Origin of the sequence: Gleimia coleocanis DSM 15436 (assembly GCF_000159015.1) — a bacterium.
Classification (GTDB): Bacteria; Actinomycetota; Actinomycetes; order Actinomycetales; family Actinomycetaceae; genus Gleimia; species Gleimia coleocanis.
Genome location: NZ_DS999543.1, coordinates 506,058 through 521,980 on the forward strand (window position 1 = coordinate 506,058; position 15,923 = coordinate 521,980).

12 protein-coding genes are annotated in these 15,923 nt (G+C 48.8%); 11 read left to right on the forward strand and 1 reads right to left on the reverse strand.

Going from position 1 to position 15,923, the window contains the following annotated elements; all coding sequences use genetic code 11:
* From HMPREF0044_RS04155 to HMPREF0044_RS04180, 6 genes are all read left to right on the forward strand, one after another.
* Entirely contained in the window at window positions 1–1,074 is a 1,074-nt protein-coding gene (locus HMPREF0044_RS04155; RefSeq protein WP_006546864.1) for a tRNA (adenine-N1)-methyltransferase, read from the forward strand.
* Between the two features lie 7 nt (window positions 1,075–1,081).
* Window positions 1,082–2,125: an FKBP-type peptidyl-prolyl cis-trans isomerase gene (locus HMPREF0044_RS04160; protein ID WP_006546865.1), complete on the forward strand. Its 1,044-nt coding sequence runs from the start codon at window positions 1,082–1,084 to the stop codon at window positions 2,123–2,125.
* Between the two features lie 142 nt (window positions 2,126–2,267).
* Window positions 2,268–3,140: an indole-3-glycerol phosphate synthase TrpC gene (locus tag HMPREF0044_RS04165; RefSeq protein ID WP_006546866.1), complete on the forward strand. Its 873-nt coding sequence runs from the start codon at window positions 2,268–2,270 to the stop codon at window positions 3,138–3,140.
* Window positions 3,141–3,149: 9 nt separating this feature from the next.
* Window positions 3,150–4,028 (forward strand): prolipoprotein diacylglyceryl transferase, encoded by an 879-nt coding sequence (gene lgt, locus HMPREF0044_RS04170; RefSeq protein ID WP_006546867.1) that lies wholly within the window; start codon window positions 3,150–3,152, stop codon window positions 4,026–4,028.
* A gap of 4 nt (window positions 4,029–4,032) precedes the next feature.
* A complete protein-coding gene (gene pyk, locus HMPREF0044_RS04175; protein ID WP_006546868.1) occupies window positions 4,033–5,487 on the forward strand; it encodes a pyruvate kinase in 1,455 nt (484 codons plus the stop codon).
* Between the two features lie 378 nt (window positions 5,488–5,865).
* Window positions 5,866–6,069: a hypothetical protein gene (locus HMPREF0044_RS04180; protein WP_040312798.1), complete on the forward strand. Its 204-nt coding sequence runs from the start codon at window positions 5,866–5,868 to the stop codon at window positions 6,067–6,069.
* 67 nt (window positions 6,070–6,136) lie between these two features.
* Here the strand turns inward: HMPREF0044_RS04180 and HMPREF0044_RS04185 are convergent, their stop codons facing one another.
* Entirely contained in the window at window positions 6,137–7,834 is a 1,698-nt protein-coding gene (locus HMPREF0044_RS04185; protein ID WP_006546870.1) for a fumarate hydratase, read from the reverse strand.
* Window positions 7,835–8,142: 308 nt separating this feature from the next.
* Between HMPREF0044_RS04185 and HMPREF0044_RS04190 the strand changes: the two genes are divergently transcribed.
* The 5 genes from HMPREF0044_RS04190 to HMPREF0044_RS04210 all read left to right on the forward strand — a co-directional run bounded on the left by HMPREF0044_RS04190 (window position 8,143) and on the right by HMPREF0044_RS04210 (window position 15,706).
* Complete coding sequence (locus HMPREF0044_RS04190) at window positions 8,143–8,568, forward strand: YbjN domain-containing protein (RefSeq protein ID WP_006546871.1); 426 nt, start codon at window positions 8,143–8,145, stop codon at window positions 8,566–8,568.
* Window positions 8,569–8,570: 2 nt separating this feature from the next.
* A complete protein-coding gene (locus tag HMPREF0044_RS04195) occupies window positions 8,571–9,023 on the forward strand; it encodes a YbjN domain-containing protein (RefSeq protein WP_006546872.1) in 453 nt (150 codons plus the stop codon).
* A 53-nt stretch (window positions 9,024–9,076) separates the two neighbouring features.
* On the forward strand, window positions 9,077–10,867 hold the full coding sequence (locus HMPREF0044_RS04200) for an HSP90 family protein (protein ID WP_006546873.1): 1,791 nt from the start codon (window positions 9,077–9,079) through the stop codon (window positions 10,865–10,867).
* A gap of 13 nt (window positions 10,868–10,880) precedes the next feature.
* Window positions 10,881–13,517, forward strand: coding sequence for a tetratricopeptide repeat protein (locus HMPREF0044_RS04205; RefSeq protein ID WP_006546874.1), 2,637 nt, complete (start codon window positions 10,881–10,883; stop codon window positions 13,515–13,517).
* A gap of 965 nt (window positions 13,518–14,482) precedes the next feature.
* On the forward strand, window positions 14,483–15,706 hold the full coding sequence (locus HMPREF0044_RS04210; RefSeq protein ID WP_006546875.1) for a tyrosine-type recombinase/integrase: 1,224 nt from the start codon (window positions 14,483–14,485) through the stop codon (window positions 15,704–15,706).
* Window positions 15,707–15,923: the final 217 nt, after the last annotated feature.

Below are 15,923 nucleotides of genomic sequence, written 5' to 3' on the forward strand. Positions count from 1 at the left end.
ATGGTGATGAATGCTGAAGTTAAATATCCACAGGTACAAGCTGTTGCCGCCGAATTCGGTCAGGCAACTCGACGCGGCCCACTGCAGGTAGGCGACCGCGTACAAATCACCGACCCAAAGGGACGCTTACACACCGTTACTTTGGTTCCCGGCGGACATTTCCAATGTTCTCGTGGCAAGATTGCCCACGATGACATTATCGGTAAGCCCGAAGCGATTACTTTTGTTGATGGTGACAAACAATTCCACATTGTGCGCCCACTGCTACACGACTACGTGATGTCAATGCCACGTGGCGCAGCAATCGTGTACCCAAAGGACGCTTCGCAGATTGTTACCTACGGCGATATTTTCCCGGGAGCGCGCGTATTGGAAGCTGGCGTAGGCTCTGGCGCACTCTCAATGTCGCTGCTAAACGCAGTAGGGACACACGGTTCACTACACTCGATTGAACGACGTGAAGAATTCGCCACTATTGCCCAAGGTAACGTAGACCTTTGGTTTGGGGGACGCCACCCTGCATGGCAGGTATCCGTAGGCGATTTCAATGATGTTGCCAATACTCTTGAACCAGAGTCCATTGACCGTATTGTCTTAGATATGCTGGCACCTTGGGAGTGTATTGAAACAGCTGAACGAGTACTGGTACCGGGTGGCGTATTGCTTTGCTACGTGGCGACGGTAACTCAGCTTTCCCGTTTGAATGAAGATCTGGTGGCGTCGGAACGGTTCTCAAAGCCACAGGCGTGGGAATCCTTGATCCGTGGCTGGCACTTAGACGGTTTAGCAGTTCGCCCAGATCACCGCATGGTTGCGCATACCGGCTTTTTGTTGACTAGCCGTAAAGTCGCTAAGGAATCACTGCCGCAGTCACGCACTGGGCGTCCTGCAAAAGCTGCTGAGGGGCTAAGCGGGCAGTGGAATGATGAAGAAGGCTGGGAAGCTAACGAAAAGCTAAATCCAGTCATTTCTGAAAAGAAGATTCGTCGTTCTGTAAGGGAAGTAACCACTAAGGCTAACCATTGGTTGGAAACTATGCCTGCTGACGCAACTATTGACGCAGACAACGAATGAGCTGAAAATGAACGCTGCAGAAAACCACGAGAATGAAAATAACGAACCACCCGCAGTGACAACGAAGCTGGGAGTCCAATCCCGCGTTGAACGGCGTAATGTCTGGTGGCGTAAAGCCCTGTCCTGGTGGCGTGAGGCCCTGGCGCTAGTGGTTATTTTCACCGTGGTTTCCACAGCGATTTTGGTTATTAACCAACGGGAAGAAAATGCTGAAAAGCAGCTGATTCAATGGACTGACATTGTGCAGGTATCGGGGCAGGTAGGGCGTATCCCAACGCTAGCTTTGGAACGACCAGTCTCAGTTACTTCACCTAAATCTGTGGAACTAGCTGCCGGTACTGGGCGTGAGATTCAGCCAGAAGCCCCTTTGTTGATTTCAGTTACGTCGTTCTCTGGTGAAACAGGAGAGCTGCTTTCCGAAACAGGGCGTTCAGTCCTACATATTGGGCCAGCTACTGAACAGTTTTTTGATAAGACTCTTTTAGCTGGTTTATTGGGGAAAAATGAGGGGGCGCGAGTACTTTTTGTGCGCCCTGTGAAGCAGAGAGAAAAACTTACTACGGAAATTAACGTAGTGGATATTCTCTACTCAGCTGCACATGGCAAAACTAATGAGAATCCCGGCGGTCCGCTTTCCGTCACGTTTAATGATGCGGGGCCGTTAGTTACCCACGCGAAAGTTACAGCTCCCGAGGACGTTGTAATCCAACAGCTCATTATTGGTGATGGGGCACAGGTCCTTGAAAATGATAACGTCGTTGCTCAGTTTATTGCCGTTGGCTGGGATGACGCAGTAGTTCGTTCCTCTACCTGGACAACAGGTATTCCACAGGCAATCGATTTAGAAACTGCCTTCCCGGGGCTACAGGTAGCACTATTAGATCAGCGAGTAGGCAGTCGACTAGCCGTAACTATTCCGGCTGAACAAGCAACTGGTGAAACTGACCTGATGATGGTAATCGACATCATTGGTACCGAACCAGGGAAAAAGAAAGACAAAGCTCTGATTCCAACGGAGAAGAGTCAAAATCCGCCCTCGGAAAAGAAATGAACGAAAAATCTGACAAGCCCGCGGGCAACAATGCTGAGCCGGAACAGGAAACGAAGAAATAAATTTAGTGGTGACCAAAAGCTGGGCATTTTTGTGATGTGGTAGACAGACGCGGTAGTCTTATCAACGGAAGGAGGTTACCATGAGCATTCTTGACCAAATTATTGCCGGCGTCCAAGCTGACTTAGCAGCTCGCGAATCCCAAGTTCCCTTAGAACAAATCCGCGAATGGGCACATAAAGCACCCACGCCCAAAGATGCCTGTTTAGCCTTACGTTCCACCCCCGGAGCTGTCTCAATCATCGGAGAAATCAAACGATCCACCCCTTCCATAAAAAATCTTCACCCCCTCACTGACCCCGGCAGAGTCGCCGTGGAATACGAAAATGGGGGAGCCAGCATTATCTCTTGCGTAACGGAGAAAAACTTTTTTGGAGGCAGCAACGCCGATTTATGTCGGGTACGCAAATGCGTAGATATCCCCGTGCTGCAAACCGACTTCATAATCTCCCCATACCAAATCCTCGAAGCCCGCGTTAATGGCGCAGACATGGTTCTATTAACCGTCGGTCTTTTAAATCAAGCCCAGTTAGAAAGCTTTATTGAACGAACTGAATCCCTGGGAATGACAGCCTTAGTCGAAGTTGAAAGCCGGCTAGAACTACTAACCGCATTAGATGCGGGAGCTAAAGTTATCGGTGTGAATGCACGCAATCTCCAAACGCAGGAACTAGACTGCTACAAAATGGCAGAAATTTTTGACATCGTTCCTGCGGAAGTCACCGCAGTGGCTGCTGCTGGCGTACAGGGGCCAAAAGAAATCATTGAGTATGCGAAAATGGGCGCGGACGCCATCATGGTTGGAGAAGCTTTACTTCGCAGCCCTAATATCACTGCACGAATGCAGGAACTGGTGGTAACTGGCCAGCATCCAGCACTATTGACTGACCGCAAAGAACGCGTGAAAATGCATATTCTCAGGACTCAGCACGAGTTATACCAAAATAGAGGCTAAACTTAGAATATGAATGCCTTAATCGCAAGTACTATTTGGACACAACTAGTTGACCTTTCCATTCCGTCTCCCTCACAGGGCGTGTGGTATTTAGGGCCAATTCCATTCCGCGCTTACGGCATGATTATCGCAACCGGCATGCTGGTTGCCGTTTACCTAACTCGTTTACGCTACGCACGTCGCGGGGGAGACCCGGAAGTAGTTTATGACGTAGCCTTATTCGCGATTATTTTTGGCGTGCTGGGGGCCCGCCTTTACCACGTGACCACTAACTGGCAACCGTATTTCGGTAAGGACGGTAGCCTGATTGAGATTCTTTACATTTGGCACGGTGGTTTGGCTATTATGGGTGGCGTATTGGCTGGTTCAGCTGCCGCGCTGCTGGTATTACGCCGTAAAGGTCTGAAATTTGGTCCGTTTGCTGACGCAGTTGCGCCAACGATTCTACTGGCGCAGGCAATGGGACGTTTCGGAAACTGGTTTAATCAGGAGCTTTTCGGACAACCTACAACACTGCCTTGGGGCTTGGAAATTGACGACGCACACTTACCTGCGGGATACGCTTCAGGTACCTTGTTTCACCCTACTTTCCTCTATGAAGTACTGTGGAATTTAAGCGTCGTCGCACTGATTCTTTACCTTGATAAGAAGCTAACTTTCAAGGGCGGCCAGGTAATGTTCTTGTACATTATGGGCTATTGTTTTGGACGATTCTGGATCGAAATGATTAGAATTGAACCAGCGAACTATATCCTCGGCGTTAGAGTGAACGTTTGGGCAGCAGCAGTATTCTTTGCGGTTGGTGCGGTAGGATTTTATTTAGCAGGAAAACGAGGAGCTTCAACTTTCGTTGAATCCTCGGAAAAAGAAGAAAAGAACGTAGAATAGAAATATGCGCAGAGCAAAGATTGTATGTACTATCGGTCCAGCAACTGAAAGCCCAGAGCAGATTCAAGCTCTTGTTGACGCTGGCATGGACGTTGCCCGAATTAACCGTTCCCACGGTTCCATGGAAGCACATGAGGAAGTAATCCGACGTGTGCGTGCAGCAGCTCGTACCTCTGGTCGTGCGATTGCTATTCTCGTTGACCTGCAGGGGCCAAAGATTCGCCTGGAACGTTTTGAAAACGGTCCACACATGCTGGAAGTTGGTGATACCTTCACCATCACTACCCGCGATGTCCCAGGCACCAAGGAACTCGTAGGTACCACCTTCAAGGGACTGCCAGGTGACTGCCGCCCAGGTGACCGTCTGCTGATTGACGACGGTAACGTGCAGGTTCGTGTCGTTGAAGTTAACGACACTGACGTAGTAACCCGCGTTGAAGTACCAGGTATGGTTTCTAACAACAAGGGCATCAACCTACCAGGTGTCGCAGTGTCCGTTCCAGCACTGTCCGAAAAGGATAAGGAAGACCTACGTTGGGGTCTGAAAGTTGGCGCAGACTTCATTGCACTTTCATTCGTGCGAAACGCTGCAGATATCGAAGACGTCCACGAAATTATGGACGAAGTCGGTATCCGACGCCCAGTTATCGCAAAGATTGAAAAGCCTCAGGCAGTCGATAACCTGCTGGAAATCGTCGAAAACTTTGACGGCATCATGGTGGCTCGTGGTGACCTGGGTGTGGAAATGCCTCTGGAAACCGTGCCATTGGTACAGAAGCGTGCTATCGAATTGGCTCGTCGCCAGTCCAAGCCTGTAATCGTGGCAACCCAGGTAATGGATTCCATGATTAAGAACCCACGTCCTACCCGTGCAGAAGCATCCGACTGTGCAAACGCAATCCTCGATGGTGCTGACGCAGTAATGCTTTCCGGTGAAACTTCCGTGGGTGCGTACCCAATCGAAGCCGTACACACCATGGCACGCATCATCGAAAATGTTGAAGAAAACGGTGGCGAACGTATTGCACCACTTGGTGCTTTCAACGTTGAACGCAGCTCCGTTATCACCATGGCAGCAGCAACTATCGGTGAACGTTTGGATGCTAAGTATCTGGTTACTTTTACCCAGTCCGGCTCAACTGCTCGTCAGATGTCTCGACTGCGTAGCCCAATTCCACTGTTGGCATTCACTCCTTTGGAAACTACCCGTAACCAGCTGGCGCTTTCCTGGGGTGTACAGACCTACCGTGTTCCAGAGGTGAAGCACACTGACGACATGGTCTGGCAGGTTGATCAGGTTTGTCGTTTGTCTCAGATTGCTGACCTTGGCGATGACCTGGTTATCGTGGCAGGTATGCCACCAGGCACTGTTGGCTCCACCAACTCTCTGCGTATCCACACTATTGGTGATGAAGTTGATTACTCCATCGGTGGATCTCCAGAAGCTGGCTTAGGCTAATCCTAAGATTCTAATGGGGGGGTTGCTCAGTGACTGAGCAACCCCCCATTTTGTTAACTAGCCCACTTTAAGGGTTTATCTTTTGCAAAGAAAAGGTAAACATGAAAGTATTGAGTGTTCGCCTGTAAGGGAAAAGCAGGGACGTGCCTGCCACTAACTTGCAGTATCGAAACAACCGCGGCAAATATAATCCGTGTAGAGAACATGAGATTAGTTTCGATAGAACCAGTTGAGGTAGCGCCCTCAGGAAATGCCTCTCCCTGACAAGCATCAGTCAGTGAAGCATGGTGCCAGCTCAACAAAATGACGACACGTAAGTTTACCTGCGCGATCGACGCGCACAGCTTACCTGTCAGGACGAAGAAGAAAGAGAAGAAAATGAAGAAATACTCTATTTACGATACTCAGACCAGCCGACAGGCCCTGAACCTACTGGAAGAAAACCTTGCAGAAGCAGTACGACCATGGTTCATGAGCCTAAACGATGAAGCGGTAGAAGCAGCAATCAACGCACTATCTATTCCAGAACAGCGTTGTGCAGCAGCACAGTTCCTGGGACTAACCCTGGTTCCTTGCGCCTGAGTTAAAACAAAAGTTTGCGGGGCTACGTGGAAAACCACGTAGCCCCGCAAAACTATTTAGCTATGGCTTATAGACCTGGGCGCTTGCCGATGGTCAAAGTTACTTGCTGAGTGCCAGCGAAGAAGTCATTACCCTTATCGTCTACCACGATGAAAGCTGGGAAGTCCTCAACTTCAATTTTCCAAATAGCTTCCATACCCAGCTCAGGGTATTCAACCAGCTCAACCTTCTTGATGCAGTCCTGCGCCAAACGAGCAGCTGGGCCACCAATAGAGCCGAGGTAGAAACCACCATGCTTCTGGCAAGCATCGGTAACAGCCTTAGAACGGTTACCCTTCGCCAACATAATCATGGAACCACCAGCAGCTTGGAACTGGTCAACGTAGGAGTCCATACGGCCAGCAGTAGTTGGACCGAAGGAACCGGAAGGCATGCCCTCAGGCGTCTTAGCAGGACCAGCATAGTAAACTGGGTGGTCCTTCAAGTACTGTGGCATTTCTTCACCAGCGTCCAGACGTTCCTTAATCTTTGCGTGGGCAATATCGCGAGCCACGATGATGGAACCAGAGAGGGAAACGCGAGTCTTGATTGGGTGCTTGGACAGTTCAGCCAAAACTTCAGGCATTGGACGGTTCAAGTCAATCTTGATGGCAGCTCCCTTACCGGTAGAGGAAACGCCACAAGCATCCTGGTTTAGATCTTCGTCAGTTACATCTGGCAGGAAACGACCTGGATCGGTGTCCAAAGCTTCCAGGAAAACGCCCTCGGGAGTAATCTTAGCGCGTGCCTGACGGTCAGCGGAGCAAGAAACGGAAAGCGCTACTGGCAGGGAAGCACCGTGACGAGGCAAGCGAATAACGCGAACGTCGTGGCAGAAATACTTGCCACCGAACTGCGCGCCAATGCCAATCTGACGGGTGAGTTCCAGAATCTGTTCTTCCATTTCCAGATCGCGGAAGCCATGGCCGGCAATGGTGCCTTCGGTTGGCAGCTCATCCAGGTACTTTGCGGAAGCGTACTTGGCAGCCTTCAAACAGAATTCTGCGGAAGTACCGCCCACAACGAATGCCAAGTGGTATGGAGGACATGCTGCAGTGCCCAGGGAACGAATCTTTTCCTCAACGAACTGCATCATGCGTTCTGGGTTCAACAGGGCTTTAGTCTCCTGGTATAGGTAGGACTTGTTTGCGGAACCGCCACCCTTTGCCATGAATAGGAAGGAGTATTCCAGTTCGTGGCCTGGCTTAGTGTCTGCAGCAATTTCAATCTGAGCTGGTAGGTTGTTACCGGTGTTGCGCTCATCCCACATGGTGATTGGAGCGTTCTGGGAGTAACGCAGGTTCAAGCTGGTGTAGGCGTCGTAAACGCCACGTGCGATAGCTTTTTCGTCTTGGCTTTCTGACAGAACATGCTGGCCACGTTTTGCGGAAACGATTGCGGTACCGGTGTCCTGACACATTGGCAGTACGCCTCCGGAAGCAATTACAGCGTTCTTTAGCAGGTCCAGGGCAACGAACTTGTCGTTTGCGGATGCTTCTTCATCGTCCAAGATATTGCGTAGTTGCTGCAAGTGTGGGGTGCGCAGGTAGTGGGAGATATCGTGGATTGCGGTTTCGGTGAGCAGTCGCAGTGCTTCAGGAGCGACTTTGAGGAATTTGCGACCGTCTGGGCCTTCTACTACTTCGACACCTTCTTTGGTGATGAGGCGGTATTCGGTTGGGTCGGATTTGATTGGCAACATATCTTCGTAGAGAAACTCTGCCACGATTACTCCTTAGATATTGAGATTTTTCGTTTGATACCAGGTTATCGCGCGGTTTTTTAAGTGGGGTTCGCTAAAGTCCTAGATGGCGTTTTTTCACGGGCTTTTAGGGAGTTTTTCATATTTTCGAGGGCGGTTAATTGAGTGTTTCTGCTTTGTTGGAACCTTGTTTTTAGTTACGTGTAAGTTGCCTATATCAGTTTCATGGGGTTTTGAGGGGACGCAGAGCTGAAATATTATTGCGATTCATTTTGTCAGAGGGGCTAACTTATAATGGTTTTAAGCATTTTAAAAGGTGGAAAGGAACCCTAATGTCCCTGCCAAAACTAACTGCTGAGCGGTTCGAAGCTGCACTGAAATCAGTAGGTTTGAAGTACCAAATCGATGAAGATGGTGAATTCGTAGTTGTTTTCGACGATGTGGTGTCGTGGACTCTAATTTCTGACAATCTGGTGCGTATGTTGGCAATTTGGCGTTGTGAGACTATTCCGACTGCTGCGCAGGCTGAAGTGATGGAGCTGTTGAATACCATCAATGCGGGCATGATGCGTCCAAAGAGCTACTGTGTGGTTTCTGAAGAAGACGTGACTGTTCGTTTTGAAGCTAATCTTCCTAACGAACATGGTTTTTCTGACGCTCAGGTAGAGGCGTTTTTACATTCGAGTTTCTCAGGGATTTTTGAAGTGGTTTCTAAGCTTAAGGAAGTGTTCCCTCAGTACGTTAAGGCAGGAGAATAATCATGTCCTGGTACAAGAATTCTAAGGAATCTCAGCCAGCTGCAGTAACTTTCGATCGGGTAGTTGCACTGCTTGAAAAGCTTGAGTTTAATTTTCAAACTTTGGAAGGAAGCGTAGCGATTGCTGCTTATTTTGAGGGAATCCCAACGATGCTGGTGGTAGAGGACGCTAACTTAGTGGTGCGCGCTTCTACAGTTGGCATGCAACCAGCCGAAGCTGAGTACGTAACGCTTTTGAAGTGGGCTAATCAATGGAACTTTGATGCTGTGTTTGGGACTGCAGTGATTGATAAGGCTGAGGGGCAACCACAGTTGCTGGTGGATACGGCTTTTCTCACTGCTGAGGGGATGGATGATGACCAACTTGAGCAAGCGGTGATGATTGGTATTGCTCACGGTGTGCAGGCAGTACAGAAGTACATGGAAGATTTTGAGATTCCTGCTCTTTCTGCCTAGTTGCGTTTTTCGATTTTACTGGTCTGCCATTCATTTTGGAGGTTCCTAGGTCCATGGCCAATCATTTTCAAGTAAATCTTTCCGGCTTGGTTGAAGTCCTGTCGCGTAACCTGTATTCAGGCCCAAAGGTTTTCATTAGAGAGCTTTTACAAAACGGTTTTGACGCTATCACTGCCCGGCAGAAGCTTGATCCGACCTGCCCTGCAGAGGTTTGTTTCGCGACTGATGGCGTGCGTCGCCTGGTAGTGACTGATTCCGGGATTGGTTTGACGCTTCAGCAGACTAAAGATTTACTTGCCTCGATTGGTTCAACTTCTAAACGTGATGAATTGGGAATGGCTCGAGCTGAGTTCATTGGTCAGTTTGGTATCGGCTTACTTTCGTGCTTTATGGTTACGCAGACGATTGTGGTTTATTCTCAATCAGCTACGTCACCTGCGGCAGAGGTAGTTTGTTGGCGGGGTAGTGGAGATGGAACTTGGGAAGTTCAGACTTTAGCGCCCTCTGAAATTCCTGCTGATTTTGTGGGGCCGGGTACGATGATTGTCTTGAAATCTCGTGGGGAAGAACCTCTGTTTGCGCGTAAAACTATTGAGAACTTGATTGTTGAGTATGGTGCGCATCTGCCGGTTTCTATCACAGTTAAGGATGCCGAAACTACCAGTTCTTTAGGAGCGCAGGCTTTCCCTTGGGAGCTTTCTAAACTGGAGCAGGATAAGTGGTGTTCTGCGAACTTTGGATTCCACCCGTTTGATCGGATTCCTTTGGATTTTCCGGAATCTGGTACGCGGGGTATGGCTTTCATTCTTCCCGAGGGTGCTCACCCGGGGCAGACTTTAAAACACCATGTCTACGTGCATAACATGCTGGTTTCTAAGACTGTTACGAATCTAGTGCCCGAATGGGCGTATTTCGTGCGCGTGATTGTGGACTCTCAGCATTTGAAACCGACAGCTTCGAGGGAAAGCCTTTTCGATGACGAATTGTTAGAAAATCTGCGGGAACAGATTGGCAGTGGAGTGCGGGCCTGGCTGGCTAAGCTCGCGGCAGAAGATTTTGAACTTTTTGTGAAGTTTATGCGCACGCACATGGTGGGGATGAAAGCACTGGCTGTACATGATGCGCAGACTCGCCAACTGGTGGTAGAAACTATTCCTTTTGAAACTACGCTTGGTTTCCGTACTTTGAATGAGATTATGAGCCTGGAACAGGGGATTATCTATTCACGGACTACGGATGATTTCCGCTCTATTGCTGCTGTTGCTGAAGCTCAAGATCTACTGATTGTTAATGGTGGGTATGCTTTCGATGAGCAGCTTTTTGCACAAGTTAAGTTGGATAATCCGGCGTTAAATGTGCGCGAAGTTAAAGTCTCTGAGATTCTTGCTTCCCTGCAGGCATTGGATTTCATGGAGGAAATCAACTACCTGACTTTCCTAGAACACGCTTCACAGGCTTTAGAGTCACAGAAAGTTGACGTGGTGATTCGTAGCTTCCAGCCTGCCTCAATGCCGATGCTGTATCTACCGCAGCCGGGTGGGGCAGGTAAAGAAATAGAGAATAAAGCAGCTAAACAAGCCGACGGAGCTTTCGCTGGGCTACTTGAAAATATGTCAGGTTCTGTGACTGCAGTGGCTCGGGACCAGGTGGTGTTTAACGCCCAGTCTACGGTGGTTAATCAGTTGGCTAACCTTGCGGACACGAGCACGATTGAACTGGCAGTGCGCGGTTTCTACGTGCAGGCATTGTTAAGTGGGCACCATCCGCTGACACCGGAAGTTAAACATTGGTCTACCCAGGTATTTTCTGAGCTAATCAATCGTTCGATTAACAGCTTTAAGTGAGGTTTGAGGATTTATGACTACTTTAGATGAATTGCATAATTTGATGTCTGAGGCAGCTAATACGCCTCCGGGTAAAACGGCTGCTGATCTGTGGGCAAAAGCGGCTGAGATTGCTGAAGCACAAGGCTATGAACAAGAAGCCGTGATTTGCTACGTGCAGTTGACTTCCACCTATGCGGTGGGTGGCCAGGGAACTCGCGTGATTGCACCGTTTATTTGGTGTGATAAGAAGTTTAAGGAACGCCCTGATTTGTTCGGCGGGGAGCTTACTTTTTCACATGCTTGGCATTATAAGTATGTGATTGGGGCGGTTAGAAGTGTCCCGACTGTGCCCGTGCAACAGTGTGAGTCTTTGCTTGAGGAAATGCGTAAGTTTTACCTGCAGCAGGGTGATGGCATGCGGGCTTACCATATCCGTAAGTTCCTATTTGAGAAGGACTATGGTTCTGATGAGGCTGCGGAGGACGCTTACCAGGCTTGGTATGCGGCGCCTGAATCTGAATTGTCTGACTGCCCTCGCTGTGACCCGGGTTACGAGGTAGCCTACTATACGCGTGCTGGGCAGTGGGATAAGGCCGTGCAGGTTGGGGAGACCGCTTTAGCTTTCGAGGGCGATATGTGCGACTCACAGCCAGAGGCTTTACTTACCGAAATGATGGAGCCTTGGTCACGTGTTGGGGATGATGCTTCTGCTTGGAGTGCGCATACGCGCGCGTACCGTCGTTACCAGGATTCTTCACGTTACCTTGAGGACATTCCCTCACATTTACATTTTTTGTATCTGAGCGGTATGGCTGGGCGCCCTCATCGAATTGAACGTGGTTTGCGTATCCTGTTGCGCCACCTGCCATGGTGGGCGGAAGCAGAAACTCCGCGTATTTTGCAAGATCTGGCGGTAGAAGGCGCTCTGTTGCTAAGTACGCAACTTGACCAGCCAACTCAGCAGCTGCAGCTGATTTTACCGGGTGAGGATTTGCCTTGGGCACCCTGTGCGACTTTGGTGAACCCAACTGTGCAGGAAGCCTACGATTGGATGCGTAACCTGGCGGTAAAAATTGCCTCTATGTTTGATACTCGTCCAGGACTGCAAGTGAAACGGCACGTAGCCTCTGTTGAACGTCGTTTGCAACCAACTCCACTAGCACACACGGTGGAACCAGCAGCAGTGCCTGATATTGCTGGTCTGTTTACTGAAGATACTATTGATTACGCGGTGGCAGGTGAATCTACCCGTTCGACTGAAGGATCTGCAGGGGAATTGGCAGGGGATGAGAAACCACTTGCTCCAATCAGTTTAGATACCAGTTGGCAACAGAAGTCCGTAAGCCAGCTTTTCCAAGGTATCCTTAGTGGCTACGGTAGTTTTAGTTCCGGCTATGTTTTCCTATTCCAGAAGCTCTTTAAAACTGAGGGCGAACTACCTTCGGTTGATGAACTCACAATTTTCGCTGCTGATCAGGCGGAGGTTAATGAAATCACCGAGTTTTGGAATTTAGTGTTGAAATACCGGAACAAGCCGTGGGATTTTTCCGCTGCGTTCTTTAGCGAACCGGAACCCGGATCAGTTGAGGAAGAACTCGCTGGTTTATTGGTAGACGCATCGTTGAATATGAGGTCGAAGCAGTATTCAGACGCTTGCTTAGCAGCTGATGCCGCAATGCGACTTGAAGGATTGAAAGATCCCCTGGGCATTCGCCTGTTCGCCCTGGATTTGATTGGCGATTGCAGTTCAGCAGCCGGTTATTTCGATGAAGCAGCGGGAGCTTTCCGACAGTTGCTAAACCTTTATGCAGCCTTAGGAGCAACAACCTACCAGGCTTATGTTGGTTACAAGCTTGCCGTGGTACTTCATCGTTTGCGTCGTCGTGATGAGGCCTTAGAGGTCCTGCAGACTTCCTTAGATTTAGCGCCAGAGTTTGCAAAGAGTTCTTTAGCAGTTACGGCTAGGTGGACTTTGGGTGGGCTTTATGAGGAAGCCGAGTTTTTGCAAAGTGCTTTGCGGGAATATCAGCTGGCCTACCATCTGTGTAAGGACGAGGCCCAGAAGATTCAGTTTGCCCAGCAGATTGCGGCTACTGCTACTGCAGAAGGTGAGTTCCAACTGGCGATTGACTATCAATCATGGTTGTTAGCTGCAGTTGAAGCTGAAATGCCTGCTGAGCTTACCTTGGAAACTGAGCAGAGTTTTAAAGCTTTAGCGTTACAAAAGACGCTAATGGCTGAGAAGCTGGTTTCGCGTCCGGGTAATATCAGTGAAGTAGATAAAGTACGGGCACGGGTTTTGCTGTCTGAAGTTACAGAGCTTGAAGTCGCGTTTGCGGTTTTGCATGAGCGTGATCGCGTGTTGGTACCAGCTCAGCATGTTTTACGTAATATCCGCACTTATTTGGATTTGTGGACAGCAGATGAGGCTGTTGAAAAGCTTTCTGAACAGGTTAGGGTCTTTACAGATGCAGGGAATTTAGATGACCGCGTGCTAACCATGATGTATTTAGCTGGCGTTCACAACCGTGAGGGCAGGGTAACGGAAGCTAAGCGTATTCTGAATGAGGCAATCTCACTGTGCGGTGTACAGACAGGCACGATGACTATGCGCGGGCACCTAAAGCGTTTCCTAGCTGAGATTGAAGCTGGTGAAGCGAGGAACTGAGTAAATGTTGTTTGCGGAATCTGTCTGCAGCTAGTGATTTTAGAAGTGATCGGGTGTTTTTAGACAGTTTCTTATAGAAACAGTCTAAAAACTAACGAAAATTATGACGAAACAGCTGAAAGAAGACAGTTTTTGCGAATAGGTGTCTATTATGCGAATCTGGGCATTTCCTGAGGCATGTAGAAGCTGGCAGAAAGCGGAAGCCCCGCCCTTGAGATTATCAAAGACGTGGTTACTATGCTTGGCACGGCTGTAATGAATTCTCAGGCTATGAAAACTTTCGCGTTTTCGGGGAATTTTCTAAAAATTGTCCGTGAATGCTTCAGTTTTACCCTGAAACCAACCGGTTTTTAAGAATTTTCTAAAAATTGTCCAAAAACCGATTCTCATTGTTCGGGAGTTTATTGATTCCGAGAGGAATTTAATAATTCCAATGCCTGTTTATGGGCACAGGAGTCAGTCATCTACCAAGACTGAGGAACTTTTGCGTAGAAATTGAAATGCATGCCGGTGAGTAGCTGGATAAGACCGATATCAGGGTTATTGAATTTGATTTTTATTGGGCACATATCGGGCACGCTGATACACGTGCGATACACGCTTGTCGCACGTATGACGCACGAAGCTGCGAGTTTATCCCCCTCGTACGACCCTCGTAGGGTGGTTTCTGAACCCCTGACCCCGACTTTTCCGCGTGTTTCTAGGCATAAAAAAGTACCCTGGGTGGGACTCGAACAGGCTTAGGGTATTTTTAGGGTGTGTTGACATTCCGGGGGAAAGTGGACTTTTTGGCGGTATTCCGGGGGAAAGTGTGTGTCTCTAGATTTTATTATTTAGCATGGTTTAGTATGGTTTTAGATGGGTTTCGGGCACGTATCGGGCACGTATCGGGCACGAAAAAAAGCCACTTTATAGCGTAATAGCAACGAAAACTAAAAAACAACCGTAAAAAAAGAGGTGGAAAAATGGCGCGCAACAGTTTCGGAAGCATTAGAAAACTAGCATCCGGGCGTTTTCAAGCCCGCTACTTCATTCCAGGAACGCTAGAACGCATAAACGCACCAACAACATTCGCTACCAAAACAAGCGCTAAAGCATGGCTTGCACAACAACAAGCAGACTTAGAGCGCGGGGAATGGAAACACCCCGACCAGATTAAGGCCGAAGCCGAAGCAGAAGCACAGCAAGCACTAGCAGACGCACTTACCTTAGATGAGTTTGCTTACCAGTGGTTTAGTGAAGAGCCCCTAGCGAAAAGTAGTTTAAGGGCTATGGAAAGCCAATGGCGCAACCACATCACACCACACTTAGGTGCAACCCCAATCAAGCAACTAACTCACCAGATGGTAGGGAAGTGGCTTGAAAGTCTGTTTGAAGCCGGGAAAAGCAAAGGCGTGCGCAAACCCTGCTACAACCATTTAAGGCGCGTCCTAAACGAAGCTGTAGACCGTGACATAATCCCATTCAACCCAATCACCGGCAAAAAATACCTACAACGACTAGCCACAAAAGAAGTAAAAGCAGACCGCGAGCGCCAACCGCGCAAAGCCTACCCTGTTCATATTGTCCGAACTGTACTAGGCGAAGCGTATCCTAAACACCAGGCTATGTTGTGGTTGTTAGCTGTTACAGGTTTGCGTAGTAGTGAGTTGCGGGCGTTGAAGCGTGGCAGTCTCGACTTTACCGAAAATACCCTAAGTATCACTCAGGCCGTGACGGGTACGGGTAAGAACACTGATTACCGTAATACGACTAAGAGTGAAGCCGGTACTCGCATTGTCCCAATAGCACCGGAGATTATGCGCATAGTTAAAGCCCATTGCGAAACAGTAGGAGCATTGAGCGCAGACGCTTATATCTTCCCGAAGAAAACTAATCCGCTTGAACCCATGCCAGGTACACGCCCATATGAAGCCCTACTATATACCTGCAAGCGCCTGGGTATCCCCCCTATTAAACCCCACGAACTAAGGCACACAGTAGTAACTCTAGTAGAAACGTTTGACGGCCAAGGATACAACCGCGCAGACGTGAAAAGCTACATCGGACACTCTAAAGGTGGGGACATCACCCTACGGTACACCCACTCAGACTTAGACCGTAAACGCCTGATAGCGCAATTGGTTTATGACGCGCTCGCGGGCGTGCAGGATACTGGGAATGTTGTTGAGTTGAAGCATGCTAGATGAATATGTAAGTTTGCAGGAGTACATTGAACCGCAACTATCGGTATTGCTAATACAAACATCATTTTTCTAGGTGGGTAATTGTTCTGTGGAAAACACGTATAGTCAATTGCTTGTGTTTTAATCGTTGCAAATCAGGGGTTTTGTGGTGCTTGTTTCGATGGGAATTGAGTGGACAACAGGTGAAATTTGATTGAAGTGTATAAATCTTGATGCCACA